At 71.6% G+C, this 17,484-nt stretch carries 13 protein-coding genes; 4 read left to right on the forward strand and 9 right to left on the reverse strand.

The annotated features are described in order from the left end of the window. The first annotated feature begins 373 nt into the window (after nt 1–373). Nucleotides 374–1,903, forward strand: coding sequence for a serine/threonine-protein kinase (locus D7W82_RS30630; RefSeq protein ID WP_120621706.1), 1,530 nt, complete (start codon nt 374–376; stop codon nt 1,901–1,903). Further along, nucleotides 1,872–2,594: a tetratricopeptide repeat protein gene (locus D7W82_RS40200; protein ID WP_147439637.1), complete on the forward strand. Its 723-nt coding sequence runs from the start codon at nt 1,872–1,874 to the stop codon at nt 2,592–2,594. Before D7W82_RS30630 ends, D7W82_RS40200 begins: the two co-directional genes overlap by 32 nt. 178 nt (nt 2,595–2,772) lie before the next feature. Here the strand turns inward: D7W82_RS40200 and D7W82_RS30645 are convergent, their stop codons facing one another. The 3 genes from D7W82_RS30645 to D7W82_RS30655 form a co-directional block, all read right to left on the reverse strand. After that, entirely contained in the window at nt 2,773–3,312 is a 540-nt protein-coding gene (locus D7W82_RS30645) for an FHA domain-containing protein (protein WP_120621708.1), read from the reverse strand. Nucleotides 3,313–3,401: 89 nt separating this feature from the next. Beyond that, entirely contained in the window at nt 3,402–4,256 is an 855-nt protein-coding gene (locus D7W82_RS30650) for a RimK family alpha-L-glutamate ligase (protein ID WP_120621709.1), read from the reverse strand. A gap of 77 nt (nt 4,257–4,333) precedes the next feature. Beyond that, entirely contained in the window at nt 4,334–5,941 is a 1,608-nt protein-coding gene (locus tag D7W82_RS30655) for a serine/threonine-protein kinase (RefSeq protein ID WP_120621710.1), read from the reverse strand. Between the two features lie 238 nt (nt 5,942–6,179). Between D7W82_RS30655 and D7W82_RS30660 the strand changes: the two genes are divergently transcribed. Further along, nucleotides 6,180–10,688: a thrombospondin type 3 repeat-containing protein gene (locus D7W82_RS30660; protein ID WP_120621711.1), complete on the forward strand. Its 4,509-nt coding sequence runs from the start codon at nt 6,180–6,182 to the stop codon at nt 10,686–10,688. A gap of 138 nt (nt 10,689–10,826) precedes the next feature. Here the strand turns inward: D7W82_RS30660 and D7W82_RS30665 are convergent, their stop codons facing one another. From D7W82_RS30665 to D7W82_RS30690, 6 genes are all read right to left on the reverse strand, one after another. Next, nucleotides 10,827–11,471, reverse strand: coding sequence for a TetR/AcrR family transcriptional regulator (locus tag D7W82_RS30665; RefSeq protein ID WP_120621712.1), 645 nt, complete (start codon nt 11,469–11,471; stop codon nt 10,827–10,829). Nucleotides 11,472–11,490: 19 nt separating this feature from the next. After that, nucleotides 11,491–12,747, reverse strand: a complete 1,257-nt coding sequence (locus tag D7W82_RS30670; RefSeq protein WP_120621713.1) for a metallophosphoesterase — start codon at nt 12,745–12,747, stop codon at nt 11,491–11,493. Nucleotides 12,748–12,839: 92 nt separating this feature from the next. Beyond that, nucleotides 12,840–13,439, reverse strand: coding sequence for a hypothetical protein (locus tag D7W82_RS30675; protein WP_120621714.1), 600 nt, complete (start codon nt 13,437–13,439; stop codon nt 12,840–12,842). Between the two features lie 257 nt (nt 13,440–13,696). Further along, the gene (locus tag D7W82_RS30680) at nt 13,697–14,749 is read right to left on the reverse strand and encodes an alpha/beta hydrolase-fold protein (protein ID WP_120621715.1); all 1,053 of its coding nucleotides are present in this window, start codon (nt 14,747–14,749) and stop codon (nt 13,697–13,699) included. 17 nt (nt 14,750–14,766) lie between these two features. Beyond that, nucleotides 14,767–15,675 (reverse strand): TIGR01777 family oxidoreductase, encoded by a 909-nt coding sequence (locus D7W82_RS30685; RefSeq protein WP_120621716.1) that lies wholly within the window; start codon nt 15,673–15,675, stop codon nt 14,767–14,769. Beyond that, on the reverse strand, nt 15,672–16,235 hold the full coding sequence (locus tag D7W82_RS30690) for a hypothetical protein (protein WP_120621717.1): 564 nt from the start codon (nt 16,233–16,235) through the stop codon (nt 15,672–15,674). The genes D7W82_RS30685 and D7W82_RS30690 overlap by 4 nt, the downstream gene beginning before the upstream one ends. A gap of 122 nt (nt 16,236–16,357) precedes the next feature. Between D7W82_RS30690 and D7W82_RS30695 the strand changes: the two genes are divergently transcribed. Beyond that, nucleotides 16,358–17,446, forward strand: a complete 1,089-nt coding sequence (locus D7W82_RS30695) for a polyprenyl synthetase family protein (protein ID WP_120621718.1) — start codon at nt 16,358–16,360, stop codon at nt 17,444–17,446. Nucleotides 17,447–17,484: the final 38 nt, after the last annotated feature.

The raw sequence follows: 17,484 nt of genomic DNA on the forward strand, positions 1-17,484 counted from the left end.
GGCAAGCTTCCCCCACCGAGCCGACTCCCCGCCGCGCGGTGGCCAGGCGGCCTGTCCGCCGCCCCCTTCGCGGAGCGGGAACACGAACGGGAACACTCGGTGTGCCCCCCGGTGCCTGACGACCTCCGCCCACGTTGACCCGCCGCATCCAAGCGGCGACCATCTTGCGCCGGGGGATTTGGACGGGAGTGGGCTGTATGGAGAAGTATTTCAATGTCCGTGGACTCAAGGTGCGCAGCCGCCGCACATGCCACCTGTCCATCCGGTACACGGCGGGTGAATCGTCACGTGCCGAAAGTTTTTCCGCTTCACGCGCGATAGATGCCCTCCCGTGGGTTGCAGGGTCGCCTCGGCATGGAAACCTGATCCCCCCATGGGCACCGACGACCTCCTCGCGCACACAGTCCTGTCCGAATCGGGTGACGCCGTGACCGACGGTGGCGGAGCGCCAGTCATGATGTCGCCGGCCGGACAGGAGGCCCAGGAAGGCGCGGTGCTGGGCAACTACCAGCTGGAGAAGCTGCTGGGTGAAGGGTCCATGGGCCGCGTGTTCCAGGCGCGGCACGTGCGGCTGGGGCGCCAGGTGGCGCTCAAGGTGCTCAAGCCGGAGCACGCGCGGGACAGCTCGTTCGTGCAGCGCTTCTTCCAGGAGGCGCGCACCGTCAATCAGATCAACCACGAGCACATCGTGGAGGTCTTCGACTTCGTGGACGAGTCGCCCGACGGGCACGTCTACTGCGTGATGGAGCTCTTGCGCGGGCAGAGCCTGGCGGCGCTCCTGAAGGAGGAGGGGCTGACGCTGGAGCGCGTGCAGCGCATGGGCGTGCAGGTGTGCGCGGCGCTGGGCGCGGCCCACCAGGTGGGCGTGGTCCACCGGGACATCAAGCCGGACAACCTCTTCATCACGCAGCGCTCCGGGCAGCAGGACTTCGTGAAGGTGTTGGACTTCGGCGTGGCGAAGCTCATCACCACGCAGACGGGCGTGAGCCTCACCGGCACGCTGGACGGGACCATCATCGGCACGCCGGCGTACATGGCGCCGGAGCAGGCCGCGGGCCTGCCGGTGGACGCGCGCGCGGACATCTACGCGGTGGGCAACATCCTCTACGAGATGCTCTCCGGCCACCCGCCCTTCCAGGCGCCGGCCTTCGGGCAGCTGGTGGTGCAGATCATCACCCAGCCGCCGCCGCCGCTGCCGTCGCACCTGCCTTCGGGCGAGCGCGTGCCGCTGGAGCTGGCGCAGCTGGTGATGCGCTGCCTGGCGAAGGAGCCGGAAGGACGGCCCCAGCAACTGGCGGAGGTCACCACCGCGCTGCTCCTGATGCCCACCGCGCCGGCCCCGGAGCCGCGTACGGACGCGCTGGTGGCGGAGGAGGCGGAGCGGCCCACCCTGCGCATGCGGGTGCCGGGCCTGCTGCGCTCGCGGCGGCTCCAGGTGTCCGTGGGGCTGGCGGCGCTCGCGCTGGTGTCCGGCATCACCACGTGGAAGGGGCTGCACTCGATGCGCGCCTCCCATGCCGAACAGGCTCCGGTGGTGGCGTCCGCCACGGAGGCGGCCGCGCGGGGGACCCCCGCGGCGGGCGCGGCGGACGCGGTGACGCTCACGGTGAACTCGTCGCCGCCGGGCGCGAAGGTGGTGCGCGTGGACACCGGCGAGGAGCTGGGCGTCACGCCGCTGACGAAGGCGCTGAGCCGGCAGGCCGTGCCGCCGCAGCTGCGCGTGGAGCTCGCGGGCTACGTTCCGCTGGAGCGGGCGGTGGAGCTCAAGCAGGATGCCGCCGCCGCGGAGCTGTCCGTGCCGCTGGTGAAGGCGAGCGCGGGGCCGCGCCGCGCCCCCGCGCGTGCGCCGGGCCGCAAGGGAGGAAGCAGGGATGCGGTCATTGATCCGTTCGCGTCGCAGTGAGCCCAAGGCCCTGAGCCTGGCGCTCGCGCTCGCGCTGGGGACGCCGTTCCCGGCGGTGGCGGCGGAGGCGACGGCCACCGCCGTGGACGACCAGGCGCGCGAGAAGTTCTCCGAGGGCAACCTGGCGTACGACCTGGGCGAGTTCGACCGGGCGCTCAAGGCCTTCAGCGAGGCGTACCGCCTCAAGCCGCTGCCCGCGTTCCTCTTCAACATCGCGCAGTGCCACCGGCAGCTGAACAACCCGTCGCGCGCGTCCTTCTTCTACCGGCGCTACCTGTCGCTGTCGCAGGGGGAGCCGGCCAACGCGGACGTGGTGCGCGAGCTCATCGCGGAGATGGACACCCAGGCGCGCGTCCAGGAGGAGCAGCGCCGGGAGCGCGAGCGCTTCGCCAGGGACCGCGAGCTCCAGAAGGCGCGGGAGCAGGCCGCGCTGGCGGAGGCGCGCGCCAACGAGGCGAGGCTCGCCGCGAATCCGTCCGCCGCGCCGGAGAAGAACGGGGCCTCGCAGGCCCTGGCCATGCAGGTGCCGGACGCGTCCGTTAAGACGGAGGCGGGCGCCGCCAAGCCGTGGACGCGCCGCTGGTACGTCTGGGCGGGGGCGGGCGCGGTGGCGCTGCTCGCGGGCGGAGCGGTGTGGGTCGCCACGGCGCCGAATCCCCGGGACACGACGCTCGGCACCGTGGGGCGGTAGGCGGCTACCCGAAGCCTCCAGGCCGTTCGCGACATGCGCGGCGGGCGACGCGGTTCGCGCGTGCCTCGGCGCGGTGACGCGGTTCGCGCAGCTCTGCGCGCGGCGGTTCGGGCATGCCTCTGCGTAGCGGGGCAGTCCGCGCTGGGCCTCAGCGCGGCGACGCGGTTCGCGCGGGCCTTCAGCGCTGCGGCGGTGGCGGTGCGGCGGCCTGCGCCAGCACCTGCGCGGCGATGCGGCCGATGCGCGCGTGGAACGACGGGGCGTCGTGGAAGGTGAGGCGCACGTCGCCCACCTTCAGCTCGTCGCCCGTGCGCAGGAGGCGCGGCTGCTCCGCCTCCAGCACCTCGCCGTTCACCGTGACCGGTCGAGACTGCGCCAGCCGCTCCACCTTCCAGCCGCCGTCCGGCGTGGAGTGCAGGGCGAACTGCTCGCGCGACACCGTGGCGTCGTTGACGACGAAGGTGTTGTGCGACGCGCGCCCCAGCTTCAGGGGGCCGCGGTCCGCCACCCCCATCAGTTCGAAGCACAGCGCGTCGCCCGCGGGCAGGCAGTCGCGCAGGTCCATCATGGGCAGCCGCGTGGCCGCCACGTTCTGCTCCTCGGGGACGTTCCACGCTCCCGCCTCCCACACCAGCCACGCGTGCGGGTACTTGGCGTTGAACTTCTCCTGGAGTGCCATGTGCTGCCGGATGAGCAGCGAGAGCAACAGGGCTCGCATGGCCCAGTCATAACCCCATCCGCCGCTTTCGCGTCGCCCTCGCGGCCTTCCAGGTGTCCACGAGTGGGCGAATGGGCTGGCCCGAAAGACTACAACCGGGCAACCACGGCCCTGGCCATCCGCTCCGCCGCGCCCGCGTCCATGGGCAGGAAGAGGCACGGCTCCGTCACCTCCACCTCCTGCAGCCGGGTGCGCCCCTCGTTGTCCGTGGCCACGTCCACGCGCGCGTACAACAGCCGCGCGCCTCCGGACGCCTCCATCACCTCGTGCGCCAGCCGCTGCTCCTCCGCGTTGTCCGGCGTGAAGCCGTGCGGCTCCGCGAAGCCCCGGGGCGCGGTGGTCAGCGTGGGCGGGCGGCGCACCGCGTGGCTGAGGACGCCGTTGAAGAAGATGTACGAGCGCTCGCCCTCCGTCTCGAAGGCGCGCAGGTAGGGCTGCACCATCACGTCGCCCTCCTTCGCCAGCTGGGCCACCTTCGCGCTCGCGTCGTCCCACTGCTCGCGCCGGACGATGAAGACCTTGAGCCCGCCCGCCGCCACCGCGGGCTTGAGCACCACCGCGTCCCAGCCGCGCTCGCGCGCCGTCGCCGCCACGTCCAGCGTTCCGCCGGGCGGCACCCAGACGGTGGGCGTCAGCGGCAGGCCGCGCGCCTCCAGCGCCTTCAAGTATCCCTTGTGCGTGTTCCACCGGAGCACGTCCGCGGGGTTGAACAGCCGCGTGACGCTCCCCACGCGGTCCGCCCAGGCGACGAACTCCTCGCGGCGCAGGTGGCTGTCCCAGGCGTTGCGCACCACCGCCGCGCGGACGCGGCTCCAATCCACGGTGGGGTCGTCCCAGATGACCGGCCGCGCGTCCAGGCCCAGCGCCTGAAGCGCGGGCACCAGCGGCGCGTCCAGCGGGTTCATTTGCGGCAGTCCGGCGTAGGTGATGACGGCGATGTCCAAGGCGGCGGGCTCCAGGCGACAGGAAACGCGCCGCGTTCTAACGCGCTCCCGTGCCCCGCGCAGCCGCGCCCCTCACGTCAGGCCAGGCGCGCGAGCGGCGGCTCCCCGATGGCCGCCGTCTCCACGGTCTCCTGCGTCAGCTGCTCCGCCAGCGTCTTCGCCTCGCGCGCCACCCGCCCCAGCTCCCCCTGGCCGTGAGGGAAGGGGGCCGCGGGGCCGTCCAGCGCCAGCAATTGCTGCCGCAGCGCCGCGCCGTTGGGTGTGCGCTTCTCCGGGTCCTTCTGGAGCAGCTGCATGACGATGAGGTCCAGGGCCAGCGGCACCGCGGGGTTGAGCTGCGAGGGCGGGACGACCTCCTGGTCCACCGCCGCGCGCAGGAGCACCTCCTCCGAGTGGCCGCTCAGCGCGCGCTGGCCGGTGAGGGCCTCGTGCAGCGTGAGCCCCAGGGCGAAGAGGTCCGCTCTCCCGTCAATGTCCTTGCCCATGGCCTGCTCCGGCGCCATGTAGCCCAGCTTGCCGCGCACGCTGCCGGCCACCGTGAGGTTCGCGCGCACCGCGTCCCGCGCGATGCCGAAGTCCGACAGCTTCACCTCGCCAATGCGCGACACCAGGACGTTGGGCGGGTTCAGGTCGCGGTGGACCAGCCGCAGGGGCACGCCGTCCGCGCTGGTGCGCCGGTGCAGGTAGTCCAGCGCGGACGCCAGCTCCGCGGCCAGGAACGTCGCGGCGGACAGGGGCAGCGGCCGGCGGTTCCGTGGCTTGAGCAGGGCGCTCAGCGGCAGCCCGTCCACGTACTCCATGGCCAGGAAGTAGGTGCCGCCATGGCGGCCCAGGTCGAACACCTGGACGATGTTGGGGTGGTAGAGCGACGAGCACAGCTCCGCCTCGCGCCGGAACATGGTCACGAACGCCGCGTCGTCCGCGTACGACGGCAGGATGCGCTTCAGGGCCACCTGCTTCTCGAAGCCGCCCTCGGGCGAGTACGTGGCCCGGTACACCTCCGCCATGCCGCCCGCGCCCACGCGTTCATGCAGCACGTACTTGCCCATGACCTCCTGTTCGCGCAGCGCCGCGAGCGCGCTGCGCGTGCGCTCCAGGAAGTGCCGCGCCAGCGTCGCCGTCAGCGCGCCCGTGGCCACGAAGAAGAACGCGCGCACGCAGATGAACAGCGGCCCCAGCGTGACGAGCGGCTCCTCCGGCAACAGCGGCCGCACGAAGCCGAAGTAGAGCGCCAGGTACTCCGCCGCCACCAGCGCGCCCGCGGCCAGCCCCAGGCGCGGGTTGCTGCGCAGGCCCGCCAGCGTCACCAGCGTGCCCCAGATGACCAGCGTGGGCGCGGTGAGCGCGTACACGGGGCCCTTGAAGTGCAGGTCGAACGCCAGCACCACCGCCGGGATGCTCACTTCAATGAAGACGTTCAGCCACGGGATGGCCGGGTGGAACGCGCCGGAGCGCAGCACCCACCACATGCAGCCGTAGTAGCCCGACAGCACCGCGGACAGCCCCATCAGCGCCAACGTCAGGTCCCAGCCCATCGCGGGCCCCAGCGCCGCGGCCACCACCACGCAGATGGCGGACAGGATGCTCATGAAGCGCGCCACTGACAGCTCACGGGCCTGCGCGTCCCGCCGCAGGTGCGCGTCCAGGAAGCGCGACACGGTGCTGGATGGATTCCGGGTAATCATGTCCCCCCCACTCTAGAACGTGGCAGGACGCGTCATCCGCCTGCTCCCCCACACGTTGGGTGCGCTCCTACCATACCTTCCGCCACACGGAAGGCCCTTGGAGCCCCACGAAGTGGACTTCGGGGGTCAGGTACCGCTGAAATGTTGCACCCCCGCCCCACGCCGCATGCGAGGCACGGGGGGCTTTCCTCGTCGCACCCGTTCCTTCTTCAGGCACTGCCTTCGGGCAGGAGGCTTCATGCGCAGCTCCCCCCGTCTATTGCTGGCCGCCCTGGGCGCGGTCCTTCTGTTGGGCAGTGCCTGTAGTTCCGACCCAGAGGTCAATGCGGTCTGCGGTGACGGAAAGAAGGAAGGCGCGGAGCAGTGCGATGACGGCAACACCCGGGGTGGCGACGGGTGCGAAGCGAACTGCACCGACACGCCCGTCAAGTCGGAGCAGTGTTGGGCCACGCCTCCCGCGCCGCTGGCGAACGGCGCCACCTGTGAGGTGACGAAGGCGGGCACGGCGGGCACGCTCTTCACGGGCATCGTGCTCAAGGACGGGCAGACGCTGATGGGCGGCCAGGTGCTGGTGGACGCCCAGGGCGTCATCACCTGCTCCGAGTGCGACTGCTCGAAGGCGGCGGGCGCCGCGGAGGCCACGGTGGTGACGTGTCCCACGGGCGTCATCTCCCCGGGCCTCATCAACCCGCATGACCACATCACCTACCCGGGCGCGCCGCAGGCGAGCACCAGCGTGGAGCGCTACGAGCACCGCCACGACTGGCGCACGGGCAAGAACAATCACACCGGGCTGGAGAACAAGGCCAACCCGAAGGCGGACGCGATCCGCTGGTCGGAGCTGCGCCAGGTGATGGCGGGCACCACCGCCATCGCGGGCGCGGGCGGGCAGGCGGGGTTCCTGCGCAACATGGACACGGGCGGCACCGCGGGCATCGCGAACCAGGAGGGCCTGGCGGAGCCGTACGCGGACTCGGACACCTTCCCGCTGGGTGACAGCAACGGCAGCACCCTGGCGGACGGCTGCTCCTACTCCTCGTTCCCGTCCTCGGCGACCATCACCGGACGCACGTCCGCGTACCTGCCGCACATCGCGGAGGGCATCGCGGCCACGGCGCAGAACGAGTTCCGCTGCTTGTCCACGGGCGGCGGCAACGTCCTGTTCCCGCGCTCGGCCATCATCCACGGCGTGGGCCTGACCGCCCGGGAGATCTCGGAGATGGCGGCGCACGGCACCGGCCTCGTCTGGTCGCCGCGCTCCAACATCTCGCTGTACGGCGACACGGCGATGGTGACGGCCTTCAAGCGGCTGGGCGTGTCCATCTCCCTGGGCACCGACTGGATCCGCTCCGGCTCCATGAACATCCTGCGCGAGCTGGCTTGCGCGGACCACCTCAACACCACGCGCTACGCCAAGACCTTCACGGACGAGGACCTGTGGCGCATGGTGACGGCCAACGCCGCGGACGCGGTGGACATCTACGAGCGCGTGGGCCGCATCGCCCCGGGCAAGGTGGCGGACCTGGCCATCTTCCGCGTGGGCGCGAACGCGGCCTCGCCGTTCCGCGCGGTCATCACCGCGCAGCCGGCGGACGTGGTGCTGACGGTGCGCGGCGGCAAGCCGCTCTACGGCGACCAGGCGCTGGTGGACGGCCTCAAGGGCACGGACGCCTGCGACGCGCTGGACGTGTGCGGCACCCAGAAGGCCGCGTGCGTGAAGTCGGAGATTGGCAAGACGCTGGCGGAGTTCCAGGGCTCCCCGGACACCCAGGGCCTGTACCCGCTGTTCGCGTGCGGCACGCCGGACAACGAGCCCACCTGCGAGCCTTCGCGCAGCGCGGTGAACACCACCTTCCCGGTGGCCGCCGTCAACGGCTCCACCGTCTACACGGGCGTGGCGAGCGCGGCGGACGCGGACGCGGACGGCATCGAGGACGCCGTCGACAACTGCCCCACCATCTTCAACCCCGTGCGCCCCATGGACAACGGGCGGCAGATGGACACGGACGGTGACGGCGTGGGTGACGCGTGCGACCCGTGCCCCCTGGAGGCGGGCACCACCGCGTGCCAGGCCTTCCGCGGCGAGGACGACGACCACGACGGCGTGCCCACCTGGATGGACAACTGCCCCTTCGTGGCCAACGCGGACCAGAAGGACACGGACGGCGACGGCAAGGGCGACCTGTGCGACGGCTGCCCGAATGACGCGGCCACGTGCTCGGTCGCCGACCCGTCCGACTTCGACTACGACGGCGTCGCCGCCCCTGGTGACAACTGCCCGCTCGTGGCCAACCCGGACCAGAAGGACACGGACGGCGACGGCCTGGGGGATGCGTGCGACTCGTGCCCGGGGACCATCCTCGAAGGCGGCGTGTGCGCCACCAGCGTCTACGACGTGAAGGCGACGCCCCGCTTCGGCAACCAGTCGCTGGTGAACGGGAAGGTGGCGGTGGACGACGTGGTGGTGACCGCGGTGGATGCGAAGGCGACCAGCGGCTACTGGGTGCAGGTGGCGAACTACCCGGCGGGCAAGGGCGCGGAGGACTCCGGCCTCTTCATCTACAGCTCCAAGTCCGGCGTCGCGGTGGGCGACAACATCCGCGTGGAGGGCACGCTGAAGGAGTACTTCGGCCTGCTGGAGGTGACTGACGGCAAGGTGACGAAGCACAGCGCGGCCAACCCGCTGCCGGCCCCGGCGGTGGTGCGCACGGAGGACATCCGCACCAACGGCCCGAAGGCGAAGGCGCTGGAGGGCGCGCTGGTGGAGGTCCGCGACGTCTTCAACACCCGCCTGGAGAACGACAAGCGCGAGTTCATCGTGGACGAGAACAAGGCCGGCGACCCGGCGTCCTCGGGCCTGATGGTGGATGACCAGGCCTTCGCCTATGCCCCGCAGGTGCTGGGCGCGGAGTACACCACGCTGCGCGGCGTGCTCACGTTCACCTTCGGCGACCACAAGCTGCTGCCCCGGAGCGCGGCGGACATGGTCATCCCGCTGCCGCCCCTGCCGGCGCTGACGGGCTTCACGTCCGGCGGCTTCGCGCGCGTGGGGGGCACCCAGGCCATCCCGCAGCCCCTCACCGTGACGATGGCGAACGCCTACCCGGTGGACGTCACCGTGACCATTTCCTCCAGCGACGCGGCGGCCCTGTCCGCGGCGGGCGGGCAGGTGGTCATCCCCGCGGGCCAGACGAGCGCCACGGTGGCGCTCGAGGCGAAGGCGGAGGCGGCCTCGGTGACCCTCACCGCGACGCTGGGCACGTCCTCCCAGACGGCCGAGCTGCGCGTGCTGGGGGTGGGCGAGTCGGTCATCGCCACGGACCTCACCCCGGAGCTGGCGGCCGTGGCGCCGGGCGGCACCGTGCGCTTCACCGTGACGTTCGACCGGCCGGTGCCGGAGGGGACGACGCTGAACCCGACCGTGGAGCCCGCGGGCTTTGGCACCATCACGGCCCGGAACGTGACGGCGGACGCGCTGACGGCCACCTTCGACATGACCGTGGATGAGGCCAGCACCGGCACCGGTACGGTGGCGGCGGCCGGGCTGGGCGCCACGGTGAACGTCATCACGGATGTGCCGCGGCTCTCGTCGCTCACCCCGTCCACCGCCACGGTGAACGCGGGCGCGGCCCAGGTGTTCACGGTGACGCTGGCGTCCGTTCCGGTGGAGCCCGTGCAGGTGCTGCTGGCGCTGGCCTCGCCGGCCACGCCCTTCGGCGCGCTGTCCGCCACGTCGGTGACGTTTGGCGCGGGTGAGACGACGGCGACGGTGACGTTCACCGCCGCCGCGGAAGGGGAGGGGACGGGCGCGGTGTCCGCCTCGCTCAACGGCATCACGCGCTCGGCGCAGCTGACCGTGCTGCCTCCGCCCGCGAAGCTCGCCAGCGTCACGCCGGACAATGTGATGGTGACGGTGGGCACGACGCAGACGTTCACCGTCACGCTGGACCGCAAGGCCCCCGCGGGCGGCGCGGCCGTGGACGTGGCGTTCACGCCCGCGGAGCTGGGCTCGCTGGCGGCCACGACGGTGACGGTGCTGGAAGGTCAGACGACCGCCACCGTCGTCTTCACCGCCACGGAGACCACGGGCGAAGGCCAGCTCACCGCGTCCTACCAGGGCGTGACGAAGCAGGCGGCCGTGACGGTGGCCCCGCCCCAGGGGCACGTCGTCATCAGCGAGTTCTGCGGCGGCACCTCCGCCAACGCGTCGGACGAGTTCATCGAGCTCTACAACCCCACGAACGCGGAGGTCGACATGAGCGGCTGGAAGGTCCAGTACCGGGCCGCGGGCGCGACCTCCAAGTACGGTCAGTCCGCCGAGCTGCCCCAGGGCGCGAAGATCAAGGCGCACGGCTACTACCTGCTGGTCGGCAGCGCCTACTCCCTCGCGGTGGAGAAGGACGCGTCGTATTCGTTCAACACGTCCGCCAGCACGTCGGGCGGCGGCCACGTCCGCCTGGGCACGGCCGCCATCGGGCAGGAGGACAACGACGTGAACGCCATCGACACCCTGGGCTACGGCACGGGCGCGGCCCCTGAAGGCGGCCACGCCGCGCCGCCGCACCCCGCGTCCGGCGGCAGCCTGGAGCGCAAGGCCCGGGCGTCCTCCACCTCCGCCACCATGGACGTGGGCGGCGCGGACGAGCTCGCCGGCAACGGCCAGGACACGGACGACAACGCGGCGGACTTCGTGCAGCGCACGACGCGCCAGCCGCAGAACTCGTCGAGCCCCACCGAGACGCCGTAGTCCCGGCATCCCGCCCCGCTCCCCTCACCCGGGGGGAGCGGGGACGAAGGCCTCCCTGAAATGAAGAACGCCCGGTCCCTCGCATGGGGGACCGGGCGTCTGTTCTTCCGGGCCGCCCGGCCCGGTGGGTTCAGCGCATCAGCCCATGGGGCCGCGCACGTGGAGGCCGCCGGAGAGGATTTGATCCAACGACGCCATCAGCGGGTCGTAGTTCACGGCGGCGCGGAACAGGTTGTGGTGCAGCAGGATGCCCAGGTAGCCGCCCATCATCGTGTGGGCCATGTGCATCGGGTCCACCTCCTGGCGGAACTCATTGCGCTTCTGGCCGAAGCGGATCATCCCCGCCAGCACCGCCACGTAGAGGGAGATCTTCTCGCGCAGCGCCTCCGCCACGCGGTCGTTGGACTCCGCGGACTCGGCGGACAGCATCCCGAAGAAGATGCCGTATTCGCGGTGGTAGCGCAGGAACTGCGACGTGCGCGACACCACGAACACCAGCTGCTCCCGGCCGGACAGGACGCGGCGCTCGGCGAGCAGCGGCGCGAACTCCATCAGGTAGCGCTGGTGCAGTTCCTCGATGGCCGCCAGGAGCAGGTCTTCCTTGGTGGGGAAGTGCCAGTAGAGCGCGCCCGGTGTCATCCGGATGGCTTTCGCCAGGTCCGACATCGTCGTCGACAGGTAGCCCCGCCGAGCGAACAGATTGATGGCGGCCTCCAGGATTTCGACCCGCGTTCGCGCGGCCCGCTCCTGTTTGATTTCGCGCTTCGCTGGTTCCTTGCTCATTTCCGGGTAAATCTACACCTCACGCCAGGAGCGTCACCTTAACGATTTCAGACGGCGAGGCGACGCGCAGGGGCGGGCCCCAGAAACCGGTGCCCCGGCTGACGTAGAGGTGGCTGTCGCCGTCCTGGAAGAGGCCGGCGTCGTGCTTCCAGATGGCGGAGACGGCGAGGGTGAACGGGAAGAACTGCCCGCCGTGGGTGTGTCCGGACAGTTGCAAGCCCATGCCCGCCTTCGCGGCCACATCCCAATTGGACGGTTGGTGCGCGAGCAGCACCGCGGCCCGGTCTGGATTCCGGCCCTGGAGGGCGGCGTCCAGGTTGTAGCCCTTGGGGCCGTTACGCATGGACCAGTCGTCCACGCCCACCAGGTCGAAGGCGCCGCCCGCGTCTCCAATCGTCACGTGACGGTTGCGCAACACGGTGACGCCCAGGCCGGTGAGCGCGTCCGCCCAGGTGCTGGCGTTCCAGTAGTACTCGTGGTTGCCGGTGATGAAGTGCGTGCCCGCTCTCGCCTGGAGGTTCTGGAGCGCGGCGACGGAGTGGCGCAGGTCCGCCACCGTGCCGTCCACCAGGTCGCCGGTGATGGCGACCAGGTCCGGCTTGAGCGCGTTGGCCCGCCGCACCAGCTCGTCCATGAAGCGCCGCTGGATGATGGGGCCCACGTGGATGTCGCTCATGTGGACGAGGGTGAAGCCATCCAGCGCCTTGGGCAGGCCGGGCAGCCGCACCGCGACCTCGTTGACCACGGGCGGATGGAAGGCGCTCCACATGCCGTAGCCGGTGAGGCCGCCCGCCGCGAGCACCGCGCCGCCCGCGGTGGCCCGCGAGAGGAACAACCGGCGCGCTTCGTCCACGGGGGGCACGGCGGGAGGCGGGGGCGGCACGGTCACGGCCAGGTCCGCCAGCGACGGCGGCGCGGCGGGGTCCGGCGCGGGCGTGGCGAGCGGCGCGGCGACGCCCCGGTGGCCGCGCGTGCGCGCCACGAGCCACCTCACCGCGCCCACCAGCGCCAGGGCGAGCAGCAGGTAGACGGCGACGCCCATCCACGTCCACGCGAACACGGCGACGATGAACGCGGAGGGGATGATGCGCGTCACCACCCAGGACAGGAGCAGCGGCACGCACAGCGCCGTCAGCAGCACCTTGCCGGCGGTGCGCCAGCCGCGGTGGGTGGACGTGTCGCGGAAGAGGCGCCGGTACAGGTAGATGTGGACTTGGACCGACGCGACGCTGACGAGGAGGATGAACAGGATGATGCGCAACGGGCTTTCCACCATGGGGAGCCCATCCTCGCGCGCACGCGCCACGGCGCAACCGGCATGCGCGTGAAGAAGCGTGAAGCGGGCTCCCGCGCCTGGGAGCCCCCTGGCTACTTCTGGTGGGTGCCCAGTGCGGCGCCGATCTGCTGCCACTCCTGGGCGTAGGTGCCACGGGAGAAGGCGCGCAGGTCGTCACCGGTCACCGTGCCGCGGGAGAGCGCCGTGTCGAGCGCCTTCACGATGGCGTTCTTGTGCGGCTGCTCCACGTACGGGTTGTCCTCGCGGAAGACCTCGCCGAAGAGCGACTCCAGGCGGCCGTCCTGCTTCAGCCGCTCCACGATGCGGTTCTGCGACACGGGCGCGTCCGAGTGCGCGTGCAGCATGGCGGAGGCGATGCCGCTCTGCGCGTCCGCGTCCGGGAACTCCGCCAGCAGCCCCAGCTCCATGTCCGCCTGGGCGATGGACTCCGCGTCCGCCGGAGAGACCGGGGCCTTCACGGCCTGCGACTGCGCGGGCGTGGGGCGCGCGGGGGCGGGGCGCGCGGGCTCGAAGTCGCTGCGGCCCTGGAAGGAGCGCACGTTGGCGTTGGCGGGCGTCCGGCCCTGGGCCCCCGGCTTGCTGTCTCGCGTGACGTCGCTCCGCTCGGACCGCTCGAACTCCGAGCGCTTCGGGGGAACGGACGGGCGATTGCCACCATCGACGCGAGACATGAGGGGACTCCAAGCGCGGGGGAAGGCCCGCCGCGAGACTCACGCCGGGTTGCGCACCTACATCCGTTATCGGTCCGTCCTTCCCCAGGGTTGCGTAGCCTCCCAGTCCACAGGCCCCGGCCGGCCGCCTGCCTGCCGCGTCAGGGCCCCCTCCCAATCCTGGATCATCCGGCCTTGGCCGCCTTCCCTCCCGGCCAACCCCTTGATTCCAGGGGGTTTTCGTTCCGGACGGAAATCCGGCACTTCGCCGCGATGCGTCACCCGGCGGTCGAGAAGATTTCTTCGAGGCCGGCCGGGAGGCTGCTCTGCCACGCGGGGTAATTATGGCCCCCGCTGTAGGGCCGGTAGGTGGCGCGGTGCCCGGCCGTCTGGAGGACGGGCAGGAGGCGCTGGTTGCCGTCCTGGAGGCCCTCGAAGCGGCCGCAGTCCATCCAGACATGGAGGGGCGGCTGGCCGGTGCGCCGGGCCAGGTCGAAGACGACCAGGTCGGTGCCTTCGATGGAGAAGGCGCCGGACTGGGACAGGACGCGGCCGAAGACGCGCGGCAGGCGCTGGGCCGCGTAGAGCGCCATCAGGCCGCCCAGCGACGAGCCCAGCACCGCGTGCGCGCCCGGCGTGCGCTGCTCATCCACCAGGGACAGGTGCTCGCGGGCGAGCGGCAGCACGCGCTGGTGCAGGAAGGCCACGGTGGCCTCGCTGCACGCGTACTCGGCGGTGCGGGCCGGGCCGCCGTTGGCCACGAAGGCCATGGCGACGGGGCGCATGCGGCCCGCGGCGATCAGGTTGTCCACCATCACGGGCAGCTGGACGCGCTGGAGGTAGTCGTCGCCGTCCAGCACCACCAGGAGCGGCACGGGGCCCTTCACGGGCGGCGCGTAGAGGGCCACCCCGCGCTTCTTGCCCACGGCCCACTCGTGCGTCGCCAGCGGGTGGCGCGTCACGCGGCCCTTCGGCACGCTCCGGATGCGCTTGCCCAGCGGTGTCGCTTCGCCCTTCGGCATCCAGAAGCAGTGGTTGAAGTCGCCGAAGCCGTTGTCGGAGCGGCGCGGGTTGAAGGTGTCGCGCGCGCGGCGGCCCTTGGCGTCCTGGAGCGCGTACTCGACGTAGGCGTCCTCGGGCAGCGCCAGCGAGCGCGCCCACAACCCCTTGCCCACGCGCTCCAGCGGCAGGGGCGTGCCGCGCCAGTCCTGGAAGTCTCCCTGGAGGAAGACCTGTCGGGGGCCCTTCCACACGAAGGTGGCGGTGTCTCCGTCGATGAGCGGCGTGCCCTCTTTGCGCGCGCGGGCTTCCAGCGTCCGGGTGTCATCCATGCGTGGCTCGCACTGTATTAATGGGACAGCAGGTCGCGCAGCGCTCCGGTCAGGTCGGGGTGGCGGAACTGGAAGCCCGCCTCCAGCGCGCGCCGGGGCATCACCCGCTGGCCCTCCAGCGCCACGCGCGCCATCTCTCCGAAGCGCGCCTTGAGGACGATGCCCGGCACCGACAGCGCCGCGGGCCGCTCCAGCACCGCGCCCAGCGTGTGCGCGAAGGTCGCGTTGGTGACGGGCTCCGGCGACGTGGCGTTCACCGGGCCGGACAGCGCGGGGTGCTCCAGCGCGAAGCGCATCAGCTGGAAGAGGTCTTCTCTGTGCACCCAGCTGACGTACTGCTGGCCGTTGCCCACCTTCGCGCCCGCGCCCATGCGGAACACCGGCAGCATCCGGTGCAGCACGCCGCCCGCCGGGTGCAGCACCACGCCGATGCGCAGGCGCACCGTGCGGATGCCCGCCTCCTCCGCGCGCAGCGCCTCCGCCTCCCAGCCCTGGCACACGTGCGCGAGGAAGTCGTCGCCGGGCGCGTCCTCCTCCGTCAGCGTCTGCCCCGCCCGGGCGCCGCCGTAGAAGCCCACCGCCGACGCGCAGACGAAGTGCCGCACGCTGCCCGCCTGCCTCATGGCCTCCACCAGCACGCGCGTGCCCTCCACGCGGCTCTGGTGGATGCGGTGCTTCGCTTCATGCGTCCAACGTTGGTCCACCGGCTCCCCGGCCAGGTGCACCACGCCCTCCGCGCCCGCGAGCGCGTCCGGGGACATGGGCGTGCTCCCATCGAAGTAGGAGCCAGTAACTCCGGCGGGCAGCCGGCCGAGCGCGTGTTCCACGCTCCGGCTGAGCACGTGCACCGTGTGGCCGGCCTCCAACAAACCTTGGACAAGGCCTGGACCGAGGAAGCCGGTGGCGCCCGTGCAGGTCACCCTCAAGGGTGGGCCTCCTTCTCTCGTTCAGCGGTCAGGTCCTGGCCCACCAGCTCGCTCAGGGCGGTGAAGAAGCGGGCCTGCTCCTCCGGCTTCATGCGGCCGGAGTGGCGGTAGACCGCCGTGCCCTCCGCGTCCAGCAGCATCACCGTGGACGTCTTGGTGGGCAGCTTCAGGGGCGGCTGGCCCAGGGTGCCCTTCAGGTCCACCAGGATGGGCACGCCGGCCTTCTTCTCCTCGTCACGCACGTACGACAGGGCGATCTCCCGCGCGGGAAAGAAGTCGTATTTCTCCAGATTGGCCACCGCGACCACGAACGCGCTCTGCAGGAGGCCGCGCTCGCGTCCCCGGGTGAACAGCTCTGCCTTCAGAGGGGCGTTGAGTGTCGTGGAGTCCTTGTCCTCATAGAAGAGGATGACGGGTTTCCCACGCCAGCGCGCCAGCTGGACCCGCTCTCCACTGGAGGTGCTTAACGTCGCGTCCACGGGCTGCGGATCCGGGGCGGCGCCACCCGCGCTTCCCGCCGCCAGGGTCACCGTCAACGCGCCTGCGATCCACGCCTTCATGGGGAGTCTCCGTGTACAAGGTTTTTGCAAACCTTAGACATAGCCTTGACAATCTCTGGACGCAAACGCTACCTCTAGGGGCGAAGGCTGCTGCCGTGCTCCCGACTTCGGAGATCCGCTGTATGGCCACCCTGCTTCCCAACGTGCAGCAGACCTCCGCTGGAGCAGCACACCCTGAACACGCCTGGCTGCAGCTCGTGCAGGCGCAGGTGGAGGCCGCGCTCGCCCAGCTGTTCGAGCTGCCGGACGAACAGGCCCTGGACGCACGTTGGACACACGCGGCGGCGCAGGCGAGGGCCTATGCGCTGCGGCCGGCGAAGCGGCTGAGGCCGGCGCTGGTGCTGGCGGGGCACGGGCTGGCGCGTGGGAGCACCGCGGTGCCGCCGGGGCTGTGGCGCTTCGCCGCGGGGCTGGAGCTCCTGCACACGTTCCTGCTCATCCACGACGACGTGGCGGATCAGGCGGAGCTGCGGCGGGGCGGGCCGGTGCTGCACCGGATGCTGGCCCCGGGCCGCCAGGGCGAGGACCTGGCGGTGGTGATGGGGGACCACCTCTTCGCGCGCTCGCTGGAGGCGATGCTGGAGTCGGGGCTGCCGGGAGCCTCCAGCGTGGCGCGCTACTACCTGGGCGTGTGCCGGCACACGGCCGCCGGGCAGTACCTGGACCTGGACCTGGCGCGCGTGCCGCTGGCGGAGATGTCGCTCTTCCAGACGCTGCGCGTGGCGCACCTCAAGACGGCGCGCTACGGCTTCTGCGCTCCGCTGGTGTGCGGCGCGATGCTGGGCGGCGCGGACGCGGGGCTCCTGGAGGGCCTGGAGCGGGTGGGGCGCTCGGTGGGGCTCGCGTACCAGCTGCGCGATGACCTCATCGGTCTGTTCGGCGACGCGGCCGTGGCGGGCAAGGCGTCCGACGGCGACTTCGTGCAGGCCAAGCGCACCTTCCCGGTGGTGGCCGCGTACGTGCGCGCCACGCCCGAGGGCCGCGAGGAATTGGAGCAGCTGTGGGCGCTGCCGGTGGAGTGCAAGGACGACGCGGCGCTCGCCCGTGCGCGGGAGCTGGTGGAGCACTTCGGCGGCCGTGCGGCGTGTGAGCGCGCGGTGGAGCGGGCGTCGCGCTCGGCGCGGCGGAGCCTGCAGGCGTTGCCCAACCCCCATGGCCTGAGGGACCTGCTGGACTCCCTCATCACCCGGCTTTCGCGTCGCGCTTCCTGAGGACACCGTCATGAGCGCACAGGGCAAGCGGGTGGTGG

It is taken from the genome of Corallococcus sp. CA049B, from assembly GCF_003611685.1.
GTDB classification, from domain to species: domain Bacteria; phylum Myxococcota; class Myxococcia; order Myxococcales; family Myxococcaceae; genus Corallococcus; species Corallococcus coralloides.

Excerpts from the sequence above, each read along its gene's own strand:
- D7W82_RS30630 (WP_120621706.1), top strand. The coding sequence starts at position 374 with ATGGGCACCGACGACCTCCTCGCGCACACAGTCCTGTCCGAATCGGGT.
- D7W82_RS40200 (WP_147439637.1), top strand. The coding sequence starts at position 1,872 with ATGCGGTCATTGATCCGTTCGCGTCGCAGTGAGCCCAAGGCCCTGAGC.
- D7W82_RS30645 (WP_120621708.1), bottom strand. The coding sequence starts at position 3,312 with ATGCGAGCCCTGTTGCTCTCGCTGCTCATCCGGCAGCACATGGCACTC.
- D7W82_RS30655 (WP_120621710.1), bottom strand. The coding sequence starts at position 5,941 with ATGATTACCCGGAATCCATCCAGCACCGTGTCGCGCTTCCTGGACGCG.
- D7W82_RS30660 (WP_120621711.1), top strand. The coding sequence starts at position 6,180 with ATGCGCAGCTCCCCCCGTCTATTGCTGGCCGCCCTGGGCGCGGTCCTT.
- D7W82_RS30665 (WP_120621712.1), bottom strand. The coding sequence starts at position 11,471 with ATGAGCAAGGAACCAGCGAAGCGCGAAATCAAACAGGAGCGGGCCGCG.
- D7W82_RS30670 (WP_120621713.1), bottom strand. The coding sequence starts at position 12,747 with ATGGTGGAAAGCCCGTTGCGCATCATCCTGTTCATCCTCCTCGTCAGC.
- D7W82_RS30675 (WP_120621714.1), bottom strand. The coding sequence starts at position 13,439 with ATGTCTCGCGTCGATGGTGGCAATCGCCCGTCCGTTCCCCCGAAGCGC.
- D7W82_RS30680 (WP_120621715.1), bottom strand. The coding sequence starts at position 14,749 with ATGGATGACACCCGGACGCTGGAAGCCCGCGCGCGCAAAGAGGGCACG.
- D7W82_RS30690 (WP_120621717.1), bottom strand. The coding sequence starts at position 16,235 with ATGAAGGCGTGGATCGCAGGCGCGTTGACGGTGACCCTGGCGGCGGGA.
- D7W82_RS30695 (WP_120621718.1), top strand. The coding sequence starts at position 16,358 with ATGGCCACCCTGCTTCCCAACGTGCAGCAGACCTCCGCTGGAGCAGCA.